General features: G+C 68.2%; 22 protein-coding genes. 12 read left to right on the top strand and 10 right to left on the bottom strand.

Annotated features, from left to right (window positions below):
• Nucleotides 1–92: 92 nt before the first annotated feature.
• From AAG565_RS07700 to mutM, 5 genes are all read left to right on the top strand, one after another.
• On the top strand, nt 93–1,034 hold the full coding sequence (locus AAG565_RS07700; RefSeq protein ID WP_348818992.1) for an ABC transporter ATP-binding protein: 942 nt from the start codon (nt 93–95) through the stop codon (nt 1,032–1,034).
• Nucleotides 1,031–1,777: an ABC transporter permease gene (locus AAG565_RS07695; RefSeq protein ID WP_348818991.1), complete on the top strand. Its 747-nt coding sequence runs from the start codon at nt 1,031–1,033 to the stop codon at nt 1,775–1,777. The genes AAG565_RS07700 and AAG565_RS07695 overlap by 4 nt, the downstream gene beginning before the upstream one ends.
• A 15-nt stretch (nt 1,778–1,792) precedes the next feature.
• On the top strand, nt 1,793–3,184 hold the full coding sequence (locus AAG565_RS07690; protein WP_348818990.1) for a DUF4350 domain-containing protein: 1,392 nt from the start codon (nt 1,793–1,795) through the stop codon (nt 3,182–3,184).
• Between the two features lie 10 nt (nt 3,185–3,194).
• Nucleotides 3,195–4,064 (top strand): DUF4340 domain-containing protein, encoded by an 870-nt coding sequence (locus AAG565_RS07685; RefSeq protein WP_348818989.1) that lies wholly within the window; start codon nt 3,195–3,197, stop codon nt 4,062–4,064.
• Between the two features lie 67 nt (nt 4,065–4,131).
• On the top strand, nt 4,132–4,950 hold the full coding sequence (gene mutM, locus AAG565_RS07680; protein ID WP_348818988.1) for a bifunctional DNA-formamidopyrimidine glycosylase/DNA-(apurinic or apyrimidinic site) lyase: 819 nt from the start codon (nt 4,132–4,134) through the stop codon (nt 4,948–4,950).
• Between the two features lie 2 nt (nt 4,951–4,952).
• On the opposite strand, the gene apaG is transcribed toward mutM, so the two are convergent.
• Nucleotides 4,953–5,339 carry a Co2+/Mg2+ efflux protein ApaG gene (apaG, locus tag AAG565_RS07675; RefSeq protein ID WP_348818987.1) on the bottom strand — a complete coding sequence of 129 codons (387 nt, stop codon included), beginning with the start codon at nt 5,337–5,339 and terminating at the stop codon, nt 4,953–4,955.
• A gap of 13 nt (nt 5,340–5,352) precedes the next feature.
• Nucleotides 5,353–5,901 carry a putative Fe-S cluster assembly protein SufT gene (gene sufT / locus AAG565_RS07670; protein WP_348818986.1) on the bottom strand — a complete coding sequence of 183 codons (549 nt, stop codon included), beginning with the start codon at nt 5,899–5,901 and terminating at the stop codon, nt 5,353–5,355.
• Between the two features lie 149 nt (nt 5,902–6,050).
• On the opposite strand from sufT, the gene AAG565_RS07665 reads away from it, so the two are divergent.
• From AAG565_RS07665 to AAG565_RS07655, 3 genes are all read left to right on the top strand, one after another.
• A complete protein-coding gene (locus tag AAG565_RS07665; RefSeq protein ID WP_348818985.1) occupies nt 6,051–6,782 on the top strand; it encodes an SIMPL domain-containing protein in 732 nt (243 codons plus the stop codon).
• A 137-nt stretch (nt 6,783–6,919) separates the two neighbouring features.
• Nucleotides 6,920–7,387, top strand: a complete 468-nt coding sequence (gene purE / locus AAG565_RS07660) for a 5-(carboxyamino)imidazole ribonucleotide mutase (RefSeq protein ID WP_348818984.1) — start codon at nt 6,920–6,922, stop codon at nt 7,385–7,387.
• Nucleotides 7,388–7,409: 22 nt separating this feature from the next.
• The gene (locus AAG565_RS07655) at nt 7,410–8,501 is read left to right on the top strand and encodes a 5-(carboxyamino)imidazole ribonucleotide synthase (protein WP_348818983.1); all 1,092 of its coding nucleotides are present in this window, start codon (nt 7,410–7,412) and stop codon (nt 8,499–8,501) included.
• A gap of 56 nt (nt 8,502–8,557) precedes the next feature.
• On the opposite strand, the gene AAG565_RS07650 is transcribed toward AAG565_RS07655, so the two are convergent.
• The 8 genes from AAG565_RS07650 to dnaA all read right to left on the bottom strand — a co-directional run bounded on the left by AAG565_RS07650 (nt 8,558) and on the right by dnaA (nt 18,706).
• Nucleotides 8,558–9,640 (bottom strand): hypothetical protein, encoded by a 1,083-nt coding sequence (locus AAG565_RS07650; protein ID WP_348818982.1) that lies wholly within the window; start codon nt 9,638–9,640, stop codon nt 8,558–8,560.
• Nucleotides 9,641–9,755: 115 nt separating this feature from the next.
• Nucleotides 9,756–10,502: an AAA family ATPase gene (locus AAG565_RS07645; RefSeq protein WP_348818981.1), complete on the bottom strand. Its 747-nt coding sequence runs from the start codon at nt 10,500–10,502 to the stop codon at nt 9,756–9,758.
• Between the two features lie 27 nt (nt 10,503–10,529).
• Entirely contained in the window at nt 10,530–11,474 is a 945-nt protein-coding gene (locus tag AAG565_RS07640; RefSeq protein WP_348818980.1) for a DegV family protein, read from the bottom strand.
• A gap of 67 nt (nt 11,475–11,541) precedes the next feature.
• Nucleotides 11,542–12,384 (bottom strand): SDR family oxidoreductase, encoded by an 843-nt coding sequence (locus AAG565_RS07635; protein WP_348818979.1) that lies wholly within the window; start codon nt 12,382–12,384, stop codon nt 11,542–11,544.
• 5 nt (nt 12,385–12,389) lie between these two features.
• Nucleotides 12,390–14,870: a DNA topoisomerase (ATP-hydrolyzing) subunit B gene (gene gyrB, locus AAG565_RS07630; RefSeq protein WP_348818978.1), complete on the bottom strand. Its 2,481-nt coding sequence runs from the start codon at nt 14,868–14,870 to the stop codon at nt 12,390–12,392.
• A 74-nt stretch (nt 14,871–14,944) separates the two neighbouring features.
• The gene (recF, locus tag AAG565_RS07625; RefSeq protein ID WP_348818977.1) at nt 14,945–16,021 is read right to left on the bottom strand and encodes a DNA replication/repair protein RecF; all 1,077 of its coding nucleotides are present in this window, start codon (nt 16,019–16,021) and stop codon (nt 14,945–14,947) included.
• Between the two features lie 19 nt (nt 16,022–16,040).
• Entirely contained in the window at nt 16,041–17,141 is a 1,101-nt protein-coding gene (dnaN, locus tag AAG565_RS07620; RefSeq protein WP_348818976.1) for a DNA polymerase III subunit beta, read from the bottom strand.
• A 239-nt stretch (nt 17,142–17,380) separates the two neighbouring features.
• Nucleotides 17,381–18,706 carry a chromosomal replication initiator protein DnaA gene (gene dnaA / locus AAG565_RS07615; protein ID WP_348818975.1) on the bottom strand — a complete coding sequence of 442 codons (1,326 nt, stop codon included), beginning with the start codon at nt 18,704–18,706 and terminating at the stop codon, nt 17,381–17,383.
• Between the two features lie 187 nt (nt 18,707–18,893).
• On the opposite strand from dnaA, the gene rpmH reads away from it, so the two are divergent.
• From rpmH to yidC, 4 genes are read left to right on the top strand one after another with little or no spacing between them, the layout of a single operon-like run.
• The gene (rpmH, locus tag AAG565_RS07610; RefSeq protein WP_348818974.1) at nt 18,894–19,031 is read left to right on the top strand and encodes a 50S ribosomal protein L34; all 138 of its coding nucleotides are present in this window, start codon (nt 18,894–18,896) and stop codon (nt 19,029–19,031) included.
• Nucleotides 19,032–19,068: 37 nt separating this feature from the next.
• The gene (gene rnpA, locus AAG565_RS07605; RefSeq protein ID WP_348818973.1) at nt 19,069–19,431 is read left to right on the top strand and encodes a ribonuclease P protein component; all 363 of its coding nucleotides are present in this window, start codon (nt 19,069–19,071) and stop codon (nt 19,429–19,431) included.
• A complete protein-coding gene (gene yidD, locus AAG565_RS07600) occupies nt 19,386–19,664 on the top strand; it encodes a membrane protein insertion efficiency factor YidD (protein WP_348818972.1) in 279 nt (92 codons plus the stop codon). Before rnpA ends, yidD begins: the two co-directional genes overlap by 46 nt.
• A 4-nt stretch (nt 19,665–19,668) precedes the next feature.
• Nucleotides 19,669–21,333, top strand: a complete 1,665-nt coding sequence (gene yidC, locus AAG565_RS07595; RefSeq protein ID WP_348818971.1) for a membrane protein insertase YidC — start codon at nt 19,669–19,671, stop codon at nt 21,331–21,333.
• The last annotated feature ends 10 nt before the right edge of the window (nt 21,334–21,343 follow it).

Below are 21,343 nucleotides of genomic sequence, written 5' to 3'. Positions count from 1 at the left end.
CGCGCCTTCCGCGCCGGAACTCCGCGGCGGCAATGCAGTCACAGCAGCGCCCGGTTCCGCCGGGCTCCATCAACACGCATCGAACGAGGGGTATGGAGAACGAAGTCCTGATCGAGGCGCGCGCACTGACGCGCCGCTATGGACCGACCGTGGCCGTCGAGAGTCTGGATCTGACGCTGCGCAAGGGTGAAATCCTCGGACTGCTGGGCCCCAACGGCGCCGGCAAGTCCACGACGATGAAGATGCTGACCGGCAATCTCGCGCCCACCGGCGGCGAGATCCGGATCCGCGGCGAGTCGCTGCACGACGAACCCAAGGCCGCGAAGCGCTTCCTCGGCTATCTGCCGGAGCAGCCACCGGTGTACCCGGAGCTGACCGTCGATGAGTACCTGCGCTACTGCGCCGGTCTGCACGGCATCGCCGCGTCGGCGCGCGAGACGGCCGTGGACTCGGCCAAGCGCGACTGCGGCCTGACCGAAGTCGGCGCGCGCCTGGTCGGCAACCTGTCGAAGGGCTTCCAGCAGCGCGTCGGCATCGCCCAGGCGATCATCCACCGCCCGCCGGTGGTGATTCTGGACGAGCCGACGGTCGGCCTCGACCCGATCCAGATCCGCGAGATCCGCAAGCTGATCAAGGATCTGGGTGCCAACCACAGCGTGATCCTGTCGAGCCACATCCTGCCGGAGATCCAGGCCGTGTGTTCGCGGGTGATGATCATCGCGCGCGGCCGCGTGGTCTATAACGAGTCGCTCGATGCCACGCGCGCCGGGCGGCTGGGCGCGATCAGCCTCGGCCTGCGCCGCGCGCCGGACGTGGCGGCGCTGGCGGGCATCGCCGGTGTGCACGACGTCGCGGTCCTCGGCGACGGCCGCTTCCGCATCGTCCCGGCTGCCGGCGTCGATCCGCGCGAGGCGCTCGCCGAGGCCGCGGCGCGCGGCAACTGGGGCCTGTACGAGCTGAGCGCGCACGCGCACACGCTGGAGGAAATATTCGTCGAGTTGACCTCCGGCGAAGAGACGAGGAGCGCCGCATGAACAATGTATTGAACATCGCGCGCTGCGAACTGCGCCGCATCTTCCTGTCGCCGCTGGCCTGGGCGGTGCTGGCGATCATCCAGTTCATCATGGGCTTCGTGTTCATCAACCTGCTCGGCGAGTACGGCAGCAGCGCCGGCATGGGCGGCGAACGCTTCGGCGTGTCGGACTACATCGGCGGGTCGTTGTACGGCTTCGCGACGATCCTGCTGCTGCTGATCATGCCGTTGATGACCATGCGCATGTTTGCCGAGGAGCGCAAGGCGCAGAGCATCACGCTGCTGTTCTCGGCGCCGGTGTCGCTGACCGAGATCGTGCTCGGCAAGTTCGTCGGCCTGCTCGGCTTCGTCGCCGCGGTCATCCTGCTGATGGTGGCGATGCCGCTGTCGCTGCACTGGTCCACCGATCTGGACTGGGGACGCCTGGCCGCCGGGCTGCTCGGGCTGTTCCTGCTGATGATGGCCTTCGGCGCCGCAGGCCTGTTCGTGTCGTCGCTGACGCGCGAACCGACCATCGCGGCGGTCGGCAGCTTCGGCCTGCTGCTGCTGGTCTGGCTGATCAACATCCTCGCGTACAACGACAGCGTGCCGTTCAAGGACGTGTTCGCCTACCTGTCGCTGATCAGCCACTTCGAAAGCCTGCGCCGCGGCGTGTTCAACAGCGCCGACGCGATCTACTACGTCCTGTTCTCCGCGCTGTTCCTGTGGCTGACGGTGCTGCGCCTGGACATGGAACGCAACTGACACGGGCCTCGAATCATGACCAAGAAGCAGACTCTCATTCAGCAGCTGGTCAACGGCGTGCTGGTGCTCGCCGTGATCGGCCTGCTTGGCTTTCTCTCCGTGCGCTACAAGAGCGAGCTCGACTGGACCGCGAACAAGCGCAACACGCTGACCGCTGCCAGCGTGCAGCAGCTCGGCGCGATGCCGGATCCGATCACCTTCTACGTGTTCGCACCCAGCGGCGCGGAGTCGCGGCGCGCGGTCGAGGAGGACCTGGGCAAGTACAAGCGCGCGAAGGCCGACATCGACATCCAGTTCGTCGATCCGAGCGCGTCGCCGCAGAAGGTGCGCGAGTTCAACATCAACTTCATCGGCGAAGTCGTCGTCGAATACCAGGGCCGCCGCGAGAACCTGCAGGCGACCACCGAGCAGGCCATCACCACCGCGCTGCAGCGCCTGGCGTACTCGGGCGAACAGTACGTGGTCTTCCTCGAAGGCCACGGCGAACGTGCGACCCGCGGCGAGATGCCGGACGGCTACGCGCGCTTCGCACAGGCGCTCAAGGACAAGGGTCTCAAGGTCCAGGGCCTGAACCTGGTCAAGACACCGAGCATCCCGGACAACACCAGCGTGCTGGTGATCGCCTCGCCCAGCTCGAAGCTGTTCGACGGTGAAGTCGAGCTGATCCGCAATTACGTCAAGAACGGCGGCAACCTGCTGTGGCTGGCCGATCCGGATTTCCCGGCCGGCATCGACGCGCTGGCCAGGGACCTGGGTGTCGAGTGGCAGAACGGCTACGCGATCCTCCCCGAGTACCAGATCCTCGGCACCGGCCATCCGGGCTTCTTCGCCGCCGTCGGCTATCCGCCCAACCCGGTGACGCAGGGTCTGAGCATGGTCACGCTGTTCCCGCTGGCGCGTTCGATCCGTAGCGTCGGCGCCGAAGGCTGGACCGCGCAGCCGCTGCTGCAGACCTCCGACGCCGCGTGGCTGGAAACCGGCAACATCGAGTCCGGCCGTGTCGCGCTGGACCCGACCGACATTCCGGGTCCGCTGACCATCGGCTTGACGCTGACGCGCCAGCACGCGCCGCCCAAGCCGGACACGCCGGCGGACGCGGAGGCGGCCGCCGCGGACCGGGATTCGGGCAAGCCGCGCACGCAGCGCGTGGTGCTGGTCGGCGATGCCGACTTCCTGTCCGACGCCTATGTCGGTGAACTGGGCAACCAGCAGCTCGGCCTGAACATCATCCAGTGGCTCGCCAGCCGCGACGCGCAGCTCAACATCGACATCAAGAAGGCGCCGGACACGACCCTGTACGTTCCCGGCTGGGCGTTCATGACGATCGCCGGCGTGTTCGTGCTGCTGCTGCCGCTGGGGCTGCTCGGCTACGGCGTCGTCCGCTGGGTCGTGCGCCGCCGTCGTTGAGGAACGGTCGATGAAGCGCACGCAGCTGAACATGGGCCTCGCGGCCGCGGCACTGGGGCTGGCCGTCGCCGTCTGGGTGAGCCGCGAAAAGCCCGAGCAGCACCCGCCGCTGAGCCCGATCGCCGAGAGTGACCTGCACTCCATCGTCATCGCGCATCCGGACGCCAAGACCATTCGCCTCGAAAAGCAGAACGATCAGTGGCGCCTGGTCGAACCGGTCAACGCTCCCACCGACGCGCTGGAAGTCAGCAGCCTGACCGGGCTGGCCCGGCGCGAGGTCCTGCGCAGCCTGCCGCTGGGCGAGGTCCAGCCCGCCGAGCTCGGCCTCGATCCGCCCCGGTTCACCGTCCGGCTCAACGACTTCGAACTGGCCTTCGGTGACACCGAGCCGATCGAGTATCGGCGCTACGTCAAGGCCGACGCTCGGGTCGCGCTGATTTCCGACCCGCCGGGCGCGGCGCTGGACGCCGATTACAGCGATCTGGTGTCCAAGGATCTGCTGCCGGCCGGCGTGGTGATCCAGCGCATCGAGGTGCCCGGCCTGAGCGTGCGCCGCACCGACGACGGCGCGGGCTGGACCGCCGACGCGGCGGATGCCGGCCCCGAGGCGCTGACGGCGTTCGCCGACGCCTGGAAGCACGCGCGGGCGATGTGGAACGCCCGCATCCCGGACGGCGCGCCGGCCGGCGAGGCGGTGCGCATCGTCACCGACACCGGGGAGATCCAGCTGCGCGTCGCCGCACGCGAGCCGCAGCTGCTGATCGACCGGCCGGATTACGGCCTGCGCTACACGCTGTCGAAAGCCGACGCGGACAAGCTGCTCAAGCTCGCGCCGGCGCCGACCCCGAGCCCGTCGCCCGACGTGAAGCCGGAATCCTGAGGAGCGGATTCCGCCTGTTTTGAGAGTCGGCGCCACGGACGGCCCCGGCTCGTGCACGGCGCACCCCATGCCGGAACTGCCCGAAGTCGAAACCGTCCGCCGCGGCCTCGATCCGTATCTGGCGGGCCAGGTGGTACGCGCGGTGCGCGTGCGCGAGAGCCGGCTGCGCTGGCCGGTGCCCGCCGATCTGCCGGCGCGCGTCGCCGGCCGCCGCGTCGAGCGTCTGGAGCGTCGCGGCAAGTACCTGATCGCGCATCTCGACTCCGGCGACCGCGTGCTGCTGCACCTGGGCATGTCCGGCCGCATCCTCGTGCTCGACGCCGAGACACCGCCGCGCAAGCACGATCACATCGACTGGGAACTGGGCAGCGGCCGCGTGCTGCGCTTCCACGACCCGCGCCGCTTCGGCGCGATGCTGCTGTGGCCGCGCGGCGAGGAGACGCACGCGCTGCTGTCCGGAATGGGGCCGGAACCGTTCGCGCCGGACTTCGACGGCGCCTATCTGTACGCCGCCGCACGCGGACGCAGCGCGGCGGTGAAGACCTTCATCATGGACGGCCGTATCGTCGTCGGCGCCGGCAACATCTACGCGACCGAAGCGCTGTTCCGCGCCGGCATCCGCCCGACGCGCGCCGCCGGGCGCCTGACCCGCGCCGACTGCGATCGCCTCGCGCAGGCGATCCGCGCGGTGCTCGCCGAAGCGGTCGCGCTGGGCGGCACGACGCTGCGCGACTTCGCCGGCGCGCGCGGCGAGTCCGGGTACTTCCAGCAGGAACTGTTCGTCTACGGCCGCGACGGCGAGCCGTGCCGGCGCTGCGGCACGGTGATCCGCCGCGTCGTCCTCGGCCAGCGTTCGTCGTTCTACTGTCCGCGCTGCCAGCGCTGAGGTCAGTTCAGGACACGCGGCACGGCGAGCCGGAACGGGCTGATGCGCGCATCGAAGGCCTCGCCGCTGGCCTGCACGACCATGTGGAACTCGCCGTGCATGGTGCCGATCGGCGTCGTCAGCGGGCAACCGCTGGTGTACTGGAAGTCCTCGCCCGGCTGGAGGATCGGCTGGTAGCCGACCACGCCGGGGCCGCGCACTTCCTCGACCTTGCCCTCACCATCGGTGATGACCCAGTGGCGCGACAGCAGCTGCACGGTCTCGCTGCCCTCGTTGCGGATGGTGATGTGGTAGGCGAACAGATACTGGCCGCGCTCGGGATCGGACTGTTCCGGCACGAAACGCGGCCGGACGACGATGCGGATGCCGCGGGTGACCGTCTCCGACATGCGCCGGCCCGTCTCAGAACATGCCGGTCGCGAGGCGCGCGGCCTCCGACATCATCGACTGGTTCCACGGCGGATCGAACACGAGCTCGACCTCCGCTTCGGCGATCGTCGGCAGCGATTCGACCTTGGACTTGACGTCCTGCACCAGGATCTCGCCCATGCCGCAGCCGGGCGCGGTCAGGGTCATGCGCACGCGAGCGCGGCGCCGCCCGTCGCCGGCGGGTTCGATCTTGCAGTCATAGACCAGCCCCAGCTCGACGATGTCCACGGGGATCTCCGGGTCGTAGCAGGTGTGCAGCTGCGCCCACACGGCCTTTTCCAGTTCCTCGTCGCTGGCGTCGGCGGGAATGTCCGGGCCTCTCTGCACTTCCTTGCCGATGGCGTCGGCGTCCTTGCCATCGATGCGGAACAGATGACCTTCGACCTGCACGGTGAAACTGCCGCCGAGCGCCTGCGTGATCGCGCCGTGGGCGCCCTCGGGCAGCTCGACCTTGGTGCCCTGCGGGATCAGGATGCCGATGACATCCCGGCTCAGGGTGACGGGTTCGTAGAGGGCGCTCATGTGGAATCTGGGCTGCTGCGGCGACCGGCCACAGGGAGAGGAGCCGAAGTTTAAACGCCCGTCGTCCGAGCCGCATCCGTGCCAGTCGTGCGCGGCGCCGAAACCCTGCATCATGGTGACGCCGTCACGGTCATTGGAGAACGCAGCGTATGAACTTGATCAGCCGCTGGATCGCGGTCCTGCTCGTGGGCACCTGCATGGCTGCGGCTGGAGCCGAAGCACCGCCGCCGCCGACCATCGCGGTCAGCGGCCACGGCGAGGTGACCTCGCTGCCGGACCGGGCACGCGTCGCGCTCGCGGTCGATGCTCTCAACAGCGAAGTGAAAGCCGCCGAGAGCGAGGTCAACGCCGTCGTGCGCCGCGCGCTCGATGCTTTCAGGGCGCTGGGCATCAAGGCCGAGGACCTGGCCACCAGCAGCACCTCGCTGCAGCCGGAGTACATCTGGGACGAAAGAAAGCGCCGCCAGGTGCTGACCGGCTATCGCGCACGTCGCGATCTACAGGTCGTCGTGCGCAATCTCGAGCAGCTCGGCGACGTCCTGCTGCGCGCGACCGATGCCGGCGTCAACCACATCAGCGCGCCGGTGCTGGAGTCCAGTCGCGCCGACGAACTGAGCCGCGAGGCGCTGGCCAAGGCGGCGAAGGACGCGCGCGCCAAGGCCGAGACGCTGGCGCAGGCGCTGGACGTGAAGCTGGGCAACGCGCGCATCGTGCGTGAGTCCAGCGCCGCGCTGCCGCCGCCGGTGCCCTACCGGGTTATGGCCGCGCGCGGCGGCGCCGAAGCGGCGTTTGATTCCGGCAACCAGGAGATGGGGCTGAGCACGGGCGAGATCCGCATCGGCGCCGATGTGCAGGTCGAGTTCGACCTGCAGGCGCGTTGACGGCCCGATCCGGGCGGTCGTCGCGGCGATGCGCGCCGACATGCAGCCCGACGCCGACGGTGGGATAATCGCCGGCTTTCCGGCTGCAAGGGCAGCGCGAAGTGCCGAAGAAATCCAATCCTCTGGTGGGCGTGATCATGGGGTCCCGATCGGACTGGGACACCATGATGCACGCCGTTCAGACCCTCGAAGATCTCGGCGTGCCGCACGAGGCACGCGTCGTGTCCGCGCATCGCACGCCGGATCTTCTGTTCGAGTATGCGGAAAGCGCGCAGAAGCGCGGCCTCAAGGCGATCATCGCCGGCGCCGGCGGCGCCGCGCATCTGCCGGGCATGTGCGCGGCCAAGACGCAGCTGCCGGTGCTGGGCGTGCCGGTGCAGTCGAAAGCGCTCAACGGCCTCGATTCGCTGCTGTCGATCGTGCAGATGCCGGCCGGCATCCCGGTGGCGACGCTCGCCATCGGCAAGGCCGGGGCGGTCAACGCCGCGCTGCTGGCCGCCGCGATCGTCGCCACCGGCGACGCCGCGCTGGCGCGCCGCCTCGCCGCGTTCCGGCGCCGGCAGACGCAGGCGGTGCTCGACGAGCCCGCACCGAGCCTCAAGTGAGCGTGCGGCCACGGGGGACGCAATGAAGATCGGCATCCTCGGCGCCGGCCAGCTCGGCCGCATGCTCGGCCTGGCGGGCTATCCGCTGGACCTCGACTTCGTCTTCCTCGATCCGGCGACGGAGGCCTGCGCGGCACCGCTGGGCGAGCACATCTACGCGCCCTACGATGACGAACATGCGCTGGCCGAGTTCTGCCGGCAGATCGACGTCGCCACCTACGAGTTCGAGAACGTGCCGGCGCGCACCGCGGAGTTCGTCGCCGCGCGCGTGCCGCTGCTGCCGGCGCCGGTCGCGCTGACCGTCGGCCAGGATCGGCTGTCCGAGAAGACGCTGTTCGACAGCCTGAAGATCCCGGTGCCGCGCTACATGCCGGTGGCCACGCGCGAGGCGCTCGACGTCGCCGTGCGCGTGATCGGACTGCCGGCGGTACTCAAGACCCGGCGGCTGGGTTACGACGGCAAGGGCCAGGCGGTGCTGCGCACGGCGCAGGACCTGGACGCGGCCTGGGCACGGCTCGGGCAGCAGCCCCTGATCCTCGAAGCCTTCGTGCCGTTCGAGCGCGAACTGTCGTGCCTGGCCGTTCGCGGCAAGCGGGGCGGACTGGCGTTCTATCCGGTGGTCGAGAACGTGCACCGCGACGGCATCCTGCGCGTGGCGACGCCGCGCGCCGACGATCCGCTGCAGGCCGAGGCCGAGGACTACGCGCGCCGCGTCGTCGAGCATCTCGGCTATGTCGGCGTGCTCGCCTTCGAGTTCTTCGTCGCCGGCGGGCACCTGCTCGCCAACGAGATCGCGCCGCGCGTGCACAACTCCGGGCACTGGACGATCGAGGGCGCCGAGTGTTCGCAGTTCGAGAACCACCTGCGCGCGATCACCGGCCTGCCGCTGGGCTCGACGGCGATGCGCGGCCCTTCGGCGATGGTCAATTACATCGGACGTGCCCCGGCAGACGCCGCGGTCGCCGCGATCGCCGGCGTACACATCCACCACTACGGCAAGACCCCCAAGCCGCAGCGCAAGGTCGGGCATGCCACGGTGACGGCGAACACCGAGTCCGAACTGTCCGGGCGACTGTCGCGACTGCAGGCGCTGGTGCTTGCTGCGGAGCAGTAGCGCGCAGGCCGGCCGGCGTGCACCGCTGCCGGCCGGCCTGCGCGGTCAAACGTCCGTCAGCCGCCGCAGGCGCCCACCGGGTCCGGTGTCAGCACCGGGTTGGAGATCGTGCCCTGCGAATTGGCGGCACTGCCGCCGTAGTTGAGCCGGTACACCCGTACGCAGCCGTTCTGCGCCTGGAAGTTCGCACCGGAGATGGTGTCGAGGACCTGCCCGTCGGCGGACACGGTGACCACGAAATTCGCCGCCAGCTGACCACTGAAGTAGTTGATGCGCACCGTGTAGATGCCGGTCGGCGCCGCGCTGTCATAGAAGACATTCTCGACGCCTTCCGGTTCGCCCGCCGGACGACCGCTGGATGCCGGCCCGTTGAGATCGTCGATATCGAGCTCGCCACCCGAGGCCGAGGGCCCGGGATTGCCGTAATAGATCTCGTTGCCATCGGGCTCGAAGACGTGCAGGTCGAGGTCCACCTCGGCATCCCAGCTCAGCGAGAACTGCAGCTTGCCGGTGCCGACGCGCGCGATGGTGATGCGGCCGCGGCCCGTGTTGGACACGTTGCCGGCGCTGTCCTGGACCGCGACATCGACGTCGAAAAAGCCCTCGCCGATGTTCGGCGGTAGCGTCACATCGACGTTGAAGGTGTCGAGCGCCTTGGGATTGCCATTGGCCATGAACGCCGCCTTCTGATCGGACAGCGCCTTGCCGCCGCCGCCGGACAGGTTGACGGTGATCAGGCTGTTGGCGCCGGGAACCTTCAGGAACAGCGCGGACAGCGCGGCGCTGGCATTGATGGTCACCGGCACCTGCGCGGTCGAACCGTTGCTGGCCGGCGTATTGGCCTGCACCGACTCGACCTTCGGGTCATTGGCGGACTGCGCCGGAATGTTGCCGCTGGTCAGGCTGCCGGAGAAGTCGCCCACCTTCACGGCGATGGACTGCATCACGGCGTTGGCGTCGCCCGGATTGATCGTCCCGGACGGGGGCAGCGTGGGTTGTGGTCCATCGTCACCACCACCACCACCGCCACCGCCGCCGCAGGCCGCGAGCGCGAGCGCGCCGGCACACAACAGCAGGACGAGACGTGCGGGGTGCCGGCGCCGCTGCGGGCCGGATCCTTCGGATGATGTCGGGTTCATGGGATGCTCCTCGGATGGCTGGTGGAAGCCCGTGCGGAAACCGCTCTGGCCGTCGTTGCCGCGTCCGGCAGTATGGACCAAGGTCCGCGCGCATGTCTCGGCTGCGCGGAAATATCTACAGCTTGAGCATCGCCTTGAGCTCCAGCCACAGCTCGGCGTAGGCGAGCAGGGCGGGGTCGTCTGACGGTGCGAACGCAGCCATCGGCGCGCGCCGCTCGCCCATGCGTTCGACCATCGACGCATAGGGGATGACGGCATGCAGGCCGCGCGCCATCGCCTGCGGCCGCCGTTCGATCAGCTCGCGATGCAGCTGCCGGCGGCGATCGGCCATCGAGTAGAACGGCCGCAGCCGCGATGGGTCGAAGCCCGCGTCGCGCAGGTAGTCCTCGACCTGTTCGAGCGCGCGCAGCGACAGCCAGGTCGGCACCACCGGTGCGAGCACGAGGTCGGCGGCGGCGAACACGTTGTCGGCCAGGTGCGACAGGCTCGGCGGGCAGTCGAGGATCGCCAGCGCGTAGTCGCCAGCGAACGGCTTGAGCAGGCGGCGCAGCGCCTGCCGCGGCGGCTCGACCTTTCTCAGCATGACGTCGAGATAGCGGTACGAGAAGTCCGCCGGGATCAGGCTCAGGTTCGCATAGGGCGAGGGCGTGACCAGGCGCGACACCGGCGTGGCGCCGTGCAGCACGTTTTTGGTCTTCTCGTGTTGCGGCTGACCGTGGAAATACCAGCTCGAAGCGCCCTGCGGGTCGAGGTCCCAGAGTAGGGTCGGGACATCGTTTGCGGCGGCGAGATAGGCGAGGTTGACCGCGGCGGCGGTCTTGCCGACACCGCCCTTGAGATTGTGCAGCGCGACCGTTTTCATGATCTGCCCCTCCGCTCTCCAGAATCGCTAGTCCCCGAAGCTGCGCAACTCCCCGCCATAGGCCACGGCGACACAGCGCGCGCCGGCGTTGACCGCCGCGGTCGCCGACATGATGCTCGACAGCAGCTCGACACCCTGGCTGCGTGCCGCGGCCGCCAGCCGCTCGTAGCCGGGCAGGGTGGGAATCTCGGTGGGATCGCCGCCGTAGCTGACGCAGACGTGCCGGGTGTCGATGCCGAGCTCGATCTGGTGGGCGACGTGGATCAGCATCCGCTCGACGGCGCGCTCGTGGCTGCGGATGTTGGCGATCGGCTGGGTCTCGCCGCGATAGCAGAGGATCACCGGCTTGATGTCGAGTGCCGAGCCGATCGCGTAGCTGATCAGGCCGACGCTCTTCTCGCCCTTCTTGATCGCGCGGTTGCGGATGTAATAGAGATCGCCCGGCACCATGTAGCCGCAGATGTGCTCGCGCAATTCATCGAGGCGGCGGCGGATGTCGTTGGGCGGCGCGCCGGCGCGGGCGAGCTTGGCCGCTTCGGCGACCAGCACACCGGTGCCCGAGAACATGTTGCGTGAATCGACCACGCGCAGTGCGAACGGTCCGCCGACGCCGGCGCCGCTGCGCGTGGCCTTGTAGTCGCTGAGGATCGCGAACGAAGCCTTGGTGGCGTTCTCGAAGATCGGGCTGCGCGTCGCCGTGATCGTGATGCAGAAGACGTAGTCGTAGTCGAGGACGAGACGGTCGAGGAACAGCTCGCGGATCTGGTCGGCGCTCAAGGGCTGTGTTTCCGCGTCGTAGCCCTTCGCGGCGAGCTGCTCGGCGTAGAAGCGCAGCGTCTGCTCGGGATCGCGCGTATCGACGAGCTGCTCGTCACCGAGACGGATGGTGATCGGCAGGATGTGGATGCCGTGCTCGCGGAAGAATTCCGGGGGCAGATCGCAGCTCGCATCGGCGACAACGCCAATCCGCATGGACGCTCCTGAAGTCGGGTGCCTCGTCGCGGCAGAGTGTACCCGCCCGCTGCCGGCCGGGCGGCGCTCAGGGACGCAGGCGATCGAGCCGGAAGCGCCGGCTGAGCAGGCGGTCGCGCAGGCGCGTCGGCAGCCAGCGCGCCAGCCAAGGCAGCAGCGTGCTGCCGTTGCCCAGCCGGATCACCGGCGCGACCCGGTCGGCGAGGACCGCATCGACCATCCGACGGGCGAACTCGGCGGTGGGTGTCGCGTGCTGCTGCGAGGCGTTGGCGCGCGCGGCGATGCCGTCCCCGGCCGCGGCGTACAGCGAATCCGGTGCGCGGGCGACGCGCTGCGAGGCCGCCGCACCGAAGTCCGACTGGATCGCGCCCGGCTGCACGACGAGCACCTCGATACCGAACGGCGCGAGTTCCATGCGCAAGGCATCGGACAGCGCGTGTACCGCCGCCTTGCTGGCGCAGTAGGCGCCGGCGAAGGGCGTGACGAGGATGCCGGAGACGCTGCCGACGTTGACGATGCGTCCAGCGCGCTGCGGCAGCATCAGCGGCAGCAGCGCGCGCGTGAGCGCGATCGGGCCGATGACATTGGTCTCGAACTGCGCACGCAGTGCGGCGCTGTCGAGGTCGAACAGCGGCCCCATCTGCCCGTAGCCGGCGTTGTTGACCAGCACGTCGATGCCGGCGCCGTCCGCACGCAGCTGCTGCGCGAACGCGCGGATGCTCGTGTCGTCGCAGACGTCCAGCGCCGCGGTGCGCAGGCCCTGCGCGGCGAGATCGGACAGCGTCTCGGGCCGGCGCGCGGTCGCGTACACGGTGCAGCCGCGCGCGTGGAACTCGCGCGCGAGCGCGCGGCCGATGCCGCCGGAGCAGCCGGTGATGACGACCGTCGCCGGGCGGCGCAGCGCGCTCACCGGTCTTACAGGTCCAGGTTGCCGACCAGCAGCGCGTTCTTCTCGATGAACTCGCGGCGCGGTTCGACGTGCTCGCCCATCAGCGTCGTGAAGATCTGATCGGCGGCGACCGCGTCGTCGACGTCCACTTTCACCAGGCGGCGATTCTTCGGATCGAGCGTCGTCTCGCGCAGCTGCTCGGGGTTCATCTCGCCCAAGCCCTTGTAGCGCTGGATGTGCAGGCCGCGGCGCGCCTCGCCGATCAGCCAGGCGTAGGTCTCGTCGAAGTCCGTCACGGTCTGGCTGCGCTCGCCGCGGCGGACTTCGGCATCGGCTCCGGTCAATTCACGCAGTTGCTCGCGCAGGCGGGCGATGCGGCCGTATTCGGGGCCGGAGAAGAAATCGCTGTTGAAGTTGAAGGTCTGGACATTGCCGTGGATGCTGCGGCTGACCTGCAGCACCGGCCCTTCGCTGCCCAGGCGCGCGCTGACGTGGAACTGGCCGCGCAAACCGGCACCGTCGAGCGCCGCCTGGTAGCGCGGCACCCAGGCCGCCAGCGCCTCGGCGCTGTCCGGCACCGGCGCGAGCCGCGCCAGGGTCGTCAGCACATGGTGGTCGTAACGGCGCGCCAGGCGCTCGATCAGTTCGGCGACCGCCGCGTATTCGCGCACCGCCGCCGCCAGCGCGTCCGCGGCCACCGTGTGGCCGGCGACACTCAGGCTGGCGCCGTCGAGCGCGTTGCCGATCAGCCAGGCGTCCAGCTCGTGGTCGTCCTTGACGTAGGTCTCCTGCTTGCCGGCCTTGAGCTTGTACAGCGGCGGCTGGGCGATGTAGATGTGGCCCTGCTCGATCAGCGTGTACATGTGGCGGTAGAAGAAGGTCAGCAGCAGCGTGCGGATGTGCGCGCCGTCCACGTCGGCGTCGGTCATGATGATGATGCGGTGGTAGCGCAGCTTCTCCGGCCTGAAGTCGTCCTTGCCGATGCCGCAGCCCAGCGCCGTGATCAGCGTCGCAACCTCTTGAGATGAAAGCATTTTTTCGAGACGGGCGCGCTCGACGTTGAGGATCTTGCCCTTCAGCGGCAGGATCGCCTGGAACTGGCGGTCACGGCCCTGCTTGGCGCTGCCGCCGGCGGAGTCACCCTCGACCAGGAACAGTTCCGACTTGGCCGGGTCCTTCTCCTGGCAGTCGGCGAGCTTGCCGGGCAGGCCGATGCCATCCATCACGCCCTTGCGCCGTGTCATCTCGCGCGCCTTGCGCGCCGCCTCGCGCGCGGTCGCCGCCTCGACGATCTTGCCGCAGATGGTCCTGGCCTCGACCGGCCGTTCGAGCAGGAATTCCGCGAGCTTGGCGGCGACCACCTCCTCGACCGCCGGCCGCGCCTCGCTCGACACCAGCTTCATCTTGGTCTGCGACGCGAACTTCGGGTCCGGCATCTTCACCGACAGCACGCAGGCCAGACCCTCGCGCATGTCGTCACCGGTGATGTCCACCTTCGCCTTCTTGGCGATCTCGTTTTCCTCGATGTACTTGTTGATCACGCGCGTCATCGCCGCGCGCAGCCCGGTCAGGTGCGTGCCGCCGTCCGACTGCGGGATGTTGTTGGTGAAGCACAGCACCTGCTCGGCGTAGCTGTCGTTCCACTGCATCGCGACCTCGACGGTCACCGACACCGGCACGCCGCCGGTGGACACCTCGGCCGTGCCACTGGCATGGAACACGGTCGGATGCAGGACCGTCTTGGCGCGGTTGATGTACTCGACGAAGCCCTTCACGCCACCGGCGAAAGCGAAGTCCTCCTCCTTGCCGCTGCGCTCGTCGATCAGGCGGATGCGCACGCCGTTGTTGAGGAAGGACAGCTCGCGCAGGCGCTTGGCGAGGATCTCGTAGTGGTACTCGATCTTGCCGAAGATCTCGTCGTCGGCGAGGAAGTGCACCTCGGTCCCGCGCGCGTCGGTGTCGCCGATGACCTTGAGGGGCGACACCTCGACGCCGTTCTGGATCTCGATGACGCGGTCCACCGGCGTGCCGCGATGAAACTCCATGAAGTGCTTCTTGCCGTCGCGGCGGATGGTCAGCTTGAGCCACTTGGACAGCGCGTTGACGCAGGACACGCCGACGCCGTGCAGTCCGCCGGACACCTTGTAGCTGTTCTGGTTGAACTTGCCGCCGGCGTGCAGCACGCACATGACGATCTCGGCGGCCGAGCGTCTCGGCTCATGCTTGTCGTCGAACTTGATGCCGACCGGGATGCCGCGGCCGTTGTCGGACACCGAGATCGAGTTGTCGGTGTGGATGGTGACGACGATGTCGTCACAGTGACCGGCGAGCGCCTCGTCCACGGCGTTGTCGACCACCTCGAACACCATGTGGTGCAGGCCGGTGCCATCGGAGGTATCGCCGATGTACATGCCCGGGCGTTTGCGCACCGCCTCCAGGCCTTCGAGCTGCTGGATACTGGACTCGTCGTAGGTGGCGACGTTCTGGGCGGTCGATAGCGAGGTCATGTTCGGAAACGGCGGTGAATGCGGGATTTTAGCACCGGACACCCGGCCAGCCGGGTGCGGTGTATGCGGGCGGATTACGAATCGGGGCGCAGGACCCCACGTTCCACGTGGAACAACGCGGCGTCGGCGACCGTCGCCAGCACGCCGCTGCGCTCGAAGGCGGTGACGAAGACCTGGCCGGGATAGCGCACCAGCGCCGCCAGCAGTGTCGCCTGGTAGCGTTCCGCCAGTTCGGCGCCGAAGTCATCGACCAGCAGGACCGGGTACCGCCCGGCACTGCGCCCGATCACCGTGCACTGCGCCAGCAGCAGCGCCGCGATCAGCAGCTTCTGCTGGCCACGGCTGATGCGATGCCGGATGCCGTGACCGCCGGCGCGCACGCGCAGCTCCGCGCGATGCGGCCCGGCCTGCGTCGTGCCGAGCCGCCGGTCGGCCGTGCGCTGGCGCAGCAGCGCCTCGCGCAGCGCGAGTCCCTGACCCCAGCCGCTGAGTAGCTCGAAATTCCATTCACCCTCGTCGAGCAGTACACGGACGTGGTCCTGCACGGTCGGACCGATGTCGGCGAGGTGGGTGCGGCGCAGCGCATCGAGCCGCTCCCCGGCTTCCGCCAGTTCCGGTTCCCAGACGGCCAGCTCGCGGTCGCTGGCGTTCTGCCGCAGCGCCTGATTGCGCTGGCGCAGGGCGCGCCGGTACCGGCTCCACGTCGGCAGAAACGATGGTTCCACGTGGAACACACCCCAGTCGAGGAAGCTGCGACGGTAGCTGGGGCCCTCCTGCAGCATACGATGCATGCCCGGCTCCAGCACCTGGACCGGCAGCAGTCGAAGCAGATCCAGGTTTCTCGCGGCCTGTCCATCGACGCGAACCTGGCCGACGCCGTCCTGCCAGCGGACGCCGACGCGGTGCCGGGGCTCGGTGTCCGCCGCCTCGACCCGCCCGAAAACCAGCCAGTGGCGACCCGCCACGCCCGCCAGTTCGCCCGGCGTACTGCCGCGAAACGACTTGCCACGACCCAGCGTGTAGAGGGCCTCCAGCAGGCTGGTCTTGCCGGCGGCGTTGGCGCCGAAAATGAAATTGAGCCTGCAGTGGGTCTGCAGGCTCAATGTTTCGAACAAGCGGAAATTCTGTGCCCTGAGCTGGACGATGCGCATGCGCGCCCCACCCGGCAGGCTACAGGCGCATCGGCATCACGACGTAGCGGCTCGCCGCGTTGCTGGCCCCGCGGATCAGACCGCTGGAGTCGGCGTTCTTCAACTCCATTACGAACCGCTCCTCGTCGAGGGCGGACAGGGCATCGAGCAGATAGTTCACGTTGAAGCCGATCTCTAGCGGGGCACCGCTGTAGCTGACTTCCAGATCCTCCTCCGCTTCCTCGTGCTCCGGATTGTGTGTCTGCAGCGTCAGTTTGCCGCCCTCCAGCGACAGGCGCACGCCACGGAACTTCTCATTCGACAGAATCGCGGTGCGCGCCAGCGCGCGCTTGACCGTCTCGCGGTCCGCTTCGAGGTGCTTGTCGCCCGATTCGGGGACGACCCGCTCGTAGTCCGGGAAGCGGCCATCGATCAGCTTGGAGGTCATGCGCACGACATCCAGATCCGCCTCGATCTGTCCGGCGCCGAGCCGGATCTGCACCGGCTCCTCGGTATTGTCGAGCAGGCGTTGCAGTTCCAGCACCGCCTTGCGCGGCACGATCACCTGGGTCTGCTCGCCGACGCCGGTGTCCAGTCCGATCTCGCTGAGGGCCAGGCGGTGACCGTCGGTGGCCACCGTGCGCACGCGGCGGCTGTTGACCTCGAGCAGCATGCCGTTCAGGTAATACCGCACGTCCTGCTGCGCCATCGCGAACTGCGTCTTCTCGATCAGGGTCTTCAGCTGGCGGCGCTGCAGCGCCACGACGCGGCCGTCGGCCACGCGGCCCATCGCCGGGAACTCCTCCGCGCGCAGGCAGGCCAGCGAGTACTTGCTACGCCCGGACTTGAGCAGGGCCTTCTCGGCGCCGACCTCGAGCGCGATATCCGCGCCTTCCGGAAGCCCGCGGCAGATGTCGAACAGCTTGCGCGCCGGCACTGTCGCCCGTCCCGGCGCGAGGTTCTGCACGCGCGCACGCGCCTCCAGTTCGATCTCCAGGTCGGTGGCGGTCACCACCAGTTCGTCGTCCTTCAAGTCGAGCAGGAAATTCGACAGCACCGGCAAGGTCTGGCGCCGCTCGACCACGCCGATCACCGCCGACAGGGCCGACAGCAGTTCGTTTCTCCCCACTTGCAGTTTCATCGCCTCACCCGCTGTTCTGTTCAATGGATCAATAAGAAAGACAGCTAACAGTAACAAGCCCTGCCCCGGCCTGGGGATAATCCCGTACTATCACTTCAAAATCATAAACTTACGTCATGATAAACATGCCGGGCCGCGGGCGGCTCGCCGTCGCGGATTGTGTGGGTAACTTGGGCATCAACATTATCCACAACTTGTCCCCGTGCGGACTCGACACGCTGTTCCACCGTCATCCCACGTCAAATCCCCAACTGCCGCTGCAGGTTCTCATAATCCTCGCGGATCTTCAGATCCTCGCCGCGCAGCTCCGCGATCTTGCGGCACGCGTGCAGCACCGTCGTATGGTCCTTGCCGAAGGCCTCGCCGATTTCCGGCAGGCTGTGTTGCGTCAGTTCCTTGGCCAGGCACATCGCGATCTGCCGCGGCCGCGCCAGCGAGCGCGTGCGACGCGGCGAATTCAGGTCACCGACGCGGATGTTGTAGTAGCCGGCCACGGTGCGCTTGATGTTGTCGATCGTCACCATGCGCTCGTAGGCCGCGAGCAGGTCCTTGAGCGTGTTGCGCGCGAACTCCACGGTCAGCGGCTCGCCGCGCAGCCGCGAGCTGGCGGTCAGGCGCAGCAGCGCGCCTTCGAGTTCGCGCACGTTGGAGCGCACACGTTGCGCGACGAACAGCGCCACGTCCCTGGGCAGCGTCACGTGATTGGCCTCGGCCTTGGCCATCAGGATCGCCATGCGCGTCTCCAGGTCCGGCGGCTCCACCGCCACCGACAGACCCCAGGTGAAGCGCGACTTCAAGCGCTCGTCGATGCCATCCACGTCCTTCGGGTAGCGGTCGGAGGTCAGCACGATCTGCTTGCGGGCGTCGATCAGCGCGTTGAAGGTGTGGAAGAACTCCTCCTGCGTGCGTTCCTTATGCGCGAAGAAGTGGATGTCGTCGATCAGCAGCGCATCGACGGAGCGGTACAGGTTCTTGAATTCCTCGGTGCGGCCGTGACGGATCGCCGCAGTGAAATGGTTCATCCACTGCTCGGCGCCGAGATAGGCGATGCGCGCGCGCGGGTTGCGCGCGACGATGGCATTGCCGACCGCGTGCATCAGATGGGTCTTGCCCAGGCCGGAAGCACCATAGATCAGCAGCGGGTTGTAGGCCGAGCCCGGCGTCTCGACCACGTGCTGGGCCGCGGCGCGCGCATGTGCGTTGGACTTGCCCTCGATGAAATTGGCGAAGCTGTAGTCCGGGTTGAGCTTGCCGGACACGCTGGGCATCGGCGTCTCGTCGCCGGCCACCGTCTCCGCGCCGGCACCCGGGCGGGAATCGGCGGCACCGACTGCGAGCTCGACCAGCGGCGCCGATTCGCCGCCGATGACGCGCACCGCGCGCTCGATCAGCGTCAGGAACCTCTCCCGCACCCGTTCGAGCACCAGCCGGTTGGGCGCCAGCAGCAGCAGGCGGCCGTCGTCGCCGACCGGTTGCAGTGGACGCAGCCAGGTGTTGATGTCCTTGTCCGACAGCTCGCCTTCGAGCCAGCGCACGGACTGAGTCCAGAGATCCTCTTGAGGCATGTAGTCGTTGTAATGGCGGAGACGGAGGCCCGCGGCGGTCGCACGACGGAGCGGCAGTCTAAGACTTCGTCCGGCACTTATCCACAGGACGGGGCACACCGCCGCCGTTTCGGACGGCTTGAACGATAAACGCTCAGCCGCTACACTCCGCGCCCTTTTTTCCTCATTCCGACCACAGGGTGATGTCATGTCCAAGCGCACCTTTCAACCCAAGAAGCTGCGTCGCAAGCGCACGCACGGCTTCCGCGCGCGCATGGCGACCAAGGGCGGCCGCCTCGTGCTGTCGCGCCGCCGCGCCAAGGGCCGTAAGCGGCTGGTGCCCTGACGCGCCCGCGACACCCGGACTGGACCGGTCCTGAGTCATGGCGCGCTTTCCACGGCGCGCCCGCCTGTTGACCGCGCCGGAGTTCGACGCCACATTCCGGCTCGGCTCGCGCCACAGCGAGCGCTGGTTGACCGCGATCAGCGCCCGCAACGACCGGACCCACGCACGACTGGGTCTGGCAATCGCCCGCAAGTCGGTGCCTCTGGCGGTTCACCGCAATCGCATCAAGCGCAGGATCCGCGAGAGTTTTCGTCTCCACCAGCACCGGCTGCCGGCGGTGGATATCGTCCTGCTCGCACGGCCCGGGTGCGAACAGGCCAGTGCAGCCGAACTGGACCGCAGTCTGGAGCGCCTGTGGAACCGCATCGCAGCATCCTCGCTGAAGTCCTCCGCGCGCTGATCCGCGGCTATCAGCTGCTGCTGAGCCCGCTGCTCGGGCCGCGCTGCCGCTTCTATCCCTCCTGCTCCCAGTACGCGATCGAGGCCGTCGAACGTCACGGCGCGCTGCGTGGCGCCGCGCTCGCTGCCCGCCGCCTGCTGCGCTGTCATCCCCTCAACCCGGGCGGTTACGATCCCGTGCCGCCGCCGGCCGATCCGCAGCGCTGCGGGCACTGCCGGGAACCTCACGCTTAAGGCCATGGAAAACCGCCGCTTCATCCTCATCGCGCTGCTCGGTGTGGTCCTGTTCTTCCTCTATCAGGCCTGGGAGAAGGACTACGCCACGCCCGCCGCACCGGCCGCGACCGCCGCACCGGCGATCACCGACGAACCGGTGCCCAACGCGCCCGCGGGCGAGGTTCCCGCGGCACGAGCGCAGCTCGAAGCGCCGGTCAGCACCGATTCCGCGCGCGTGACCGTCGAAACCGACGTCCTGCGCGCGGAGATCGCACTGACCGGCGGCGAGCTGCGCCGCCTCGAACTCAAGAATTACGCGGTGTCGAAGGACCGCCCCGACGAAGCGCTGGCCCTGCTCGACGACCGCCAGGGGCGTTACTTCGTCCTGCAGAGCGGGCTCGCCGGTGCGCAGCAGCCGCTGGTGACGCACCGCACGCCGTTCGCCGCGCCGCAGGCTGCGTACCGGCTCGACGATGGTGCCGATCAGGTCGAAGCGGTGCTCGAATACCGCGACGCGTCCGGCTACGTGGCGCGCAAGATCTACCGCTTCCGCCGCGGCGAATACCGTGTCGAGCTGATCCACGAGCTGGTCAACGGCGGCGACACCGAACTCGTCGCCAGCCCCTACGCGCGTCTGGCGCGCACCGTGTTCAAGACCGGTGGCGAGCCGCCGTTCGTCAGCACCTTCACCGGCGTCGGCTTCTACGAACAGAAGGAAGCCAGCAGCAGCTACCGCTTCAAGAAGACCAAGCTCGAAAAGCTCGCCGACGAAGCCTACGAGACGCGCCAGACCGGCGGCTGGATCGCGATGCTGCAGCATTACTTCGTGTGCGCGATCCTGCCGGCACAGGATCAGCCGGCCACGTTCGCGGCCAAGCCGGCCGCCGGCCAGGGTTACATGGCGCAGTATCTCGGTGCACCGCAGACCGTCGCGCCGGGCCAGGAGGCCCGCTTCACGACACCGCTCTATCTGGGACCGAAACTCCAGGACCGCGTCGCCGCCGTCGCGCCCGGCTTCGACCTGACGCTGGACTACGGCGTGCTCACGCCGATCTCCGAGCCGCTGTTCTGGCTGCTGAGCAGCTTCCACAAGTTCACCGGCAACTGGGGCGTCGCCATCATCCTGCTGACGCTGCTGGTCAAGGCGCTGATGTACAAGCTGTCCGAAGCGCAATACCGCTCGATGGCGAAGATGAAGAAGTTCGGGCCCAAGATCCAGGACATCCGCGAACGCTACGGCGACGACCGCGAGCGCATGCAGAAGGCGATGATGGAGCTGTACAAGAAGGAGGGCTTCAATCCGCTGGCCGGCTGCTGGCCGCTGCTGGTGCAGTTCCCGGTGTTCATCGCGCTGTACTGGGTGCTGCTCGAATCGGTCGAGCTGCGCCAGGCCTCGTTCGCGTTCTGGCTCAACGACCTGACCTCGCCGGACCCGTACTACGTGCTGCCGGTGCTGTTCGGCGCGTCGATGTTCGTGCAGCAGAAGCTGTCCGGCCAACAGGCGATGGATCCGATGCAGCAGAAGATCATGAACGTCATGCCGATCATGCTCACGGCGTTCTTCGCATTCTTCCAGTCGGGCCTGGTGCTGTACTGGTTCGTCAGCAACCTGATCGGCATCGCGCAGCAATGGTTCATCACGCGCAAGCTGGAGAAAGAAGAAGCCGCGCGCGCCGCGAAGCGCTAGATTTGAGCGC

The sequence above is a fragment of the Fontimonas sp. SYSU GA230001 genome, from assembly GCF_040066175.1.
In the GTDB taxonomy this organism is placed as follows: Bacteria; Pseudomonadota; Gammaproteobacteria; order Nevskiales; family Nevskiaceae; genus Solimonas.
This window is presented reverse-complemented; position numbering and strand designations above follow the sequence as displayed.